The sequence below is a fragment of the Psychrobacter namhaensis genome (genome assembly GCF_016107545.1).
Classification (GTDB): domain Bacteria; phylum Pseudomonadota; class Gammaproteobacteria; order Pseudomonadales; family Moraxellaceae; genus Psychrobacter; species Psychrobacter namhaensis.
This window is the reverse complement of sequence record NZ_JABASS010000035.1, coordinates 1-1,302: the sequence shown is the minus strand read 5'-3', so window position 1 is coordinate 1,302 and position 1,302 is coordinate 1. Positions and strand designations below refer to the sequence as shown.

At 45.9% G+C, this 1,302-nt stretch carries 1 protein-coding gene; it reads right to left on the bottom strand.

Going from position 1 to position 1,302, the window contains the following annotated elements:
- Positions 1-31 precede the first annotated feature (31 nt).
- A complete protein-coding gene (locus JFC06_RS12190) occupies positions 32-1,246 on the bottom strand; it encodes an IS256 family transposase (protein ID WP_198335247.1) in 1,215 nt (404 codons plus the stop codon).
- Positions 1,247-1,302 lie beyond the last annotated feature (56 nt).

The window sequence follows — 1,302 nt, the reverse complement described above, 5'->3', positions numbered from 1 at the left end:
GAGCGTATCCCAGATTCTGTGTAACTGCCATTTAGATTAAATGCCTGCTAATACGATCAACAAACATAATCATAAAGCGATTAAGGGCAGACGTCCAGTTACGAATCGGCATCGACCACTTTTTAGACGCCTGCTGGGTTGCTAAGTACACCACTTTGAATGCTGCCTGATCAGAGGGGAACACCTTACGCTTATTCACTGCCGTCCGAATCACACTGTTTAGCGACTCAATAGCATTGGTGGTATAAATCACTTTTCTGATGTCTTTCGGATACTCAAAGAACACCGTTAAGCCCTCCCAGTTATTACGCCAAGACTTGATGACATGCGGATACTTATCGCCCCACACCTCATCAAAGTGCTCGAGATTGGCCTCTGCTATCTCAAGGGTATCAGCGCCGTAGATGGCCTTTAAATCAGCCGCTACGGCCTTTTTATCTGTCCACGGTACGAACTTCATTGAATAACGCAGCATATGAACAATGCAAAGCTGAACCTGAGCATTTGGATAAACAGTGTTAATGGCATCAGGGAAACCCTTTAGACCGTCAACACAAGCGATTAAGATGTCTTGTACGCCACGGTTTTGAAGCTCGGTAAGAACACCTAGCCAGAACTTAGCGCCTTCATTCTCTGATAGCCACATACCAAGCAGCTCTTTTTTACCATCAAGTCCCACGCCTAGCGCCAGATAGATCGCCTTGTTGATGATCTGCTTGTCTTGGCGTACTTTAACGACAATACAGTCCAAATAGACGATAGGATAAACACTGCTCAGCGGTCTGTTCTGCCAAGCGGTGATGTCCTCTAATATGTTATCGGTGACTCTTGAGACAAGAGAGCTTGAGATGTCGACATCGTAGAGCTCTTTAATGCTCTCTACAATCTCGGTGGTGGTTTGACCCTTGGCGTAAAGGAATATGATCTTGTCATCAAGGCCTGAGATACGAGTTTGATGCTTACTGACGAGTACAGGCTCAAAGCTGCCACCGCGGTCTCTTGGGGTGGATATCTCAAGCTCGCCTGTGTCGCTACGGACGGTCTTTTTAGTGTGACCGTTGCGTTTGTTTGGTTTGTCTGCTTTCTCATGCTTAGGATAGCCAAGATGGTCTTCCATCTCAGCTTCTAAGGCAGTATCGATAAAGGATTGCATGAGCTGCTTTTGAAAGTCTTTGATGTCATCGAAGCTTTTCATGCTACCAGCCATCTGCTGGGCCAGTTTCTTGATGTCGGGTTGAGTAGTCATTGCTTATTCTCCAGTTAGTGGATTATAAGCAGTTACACAAAGTTTGGGAAAGGCTC

What these genes read in the sequence shown, in the direction of transcription:
- JFC06_RS12190 (WP_198335247.1), bottom strand. Translation starts at nt 1,246, where the DNA reads ATGACTACTCAACCCGACATCAAGAAACTGGCCCAGCAGATGGCTGGT.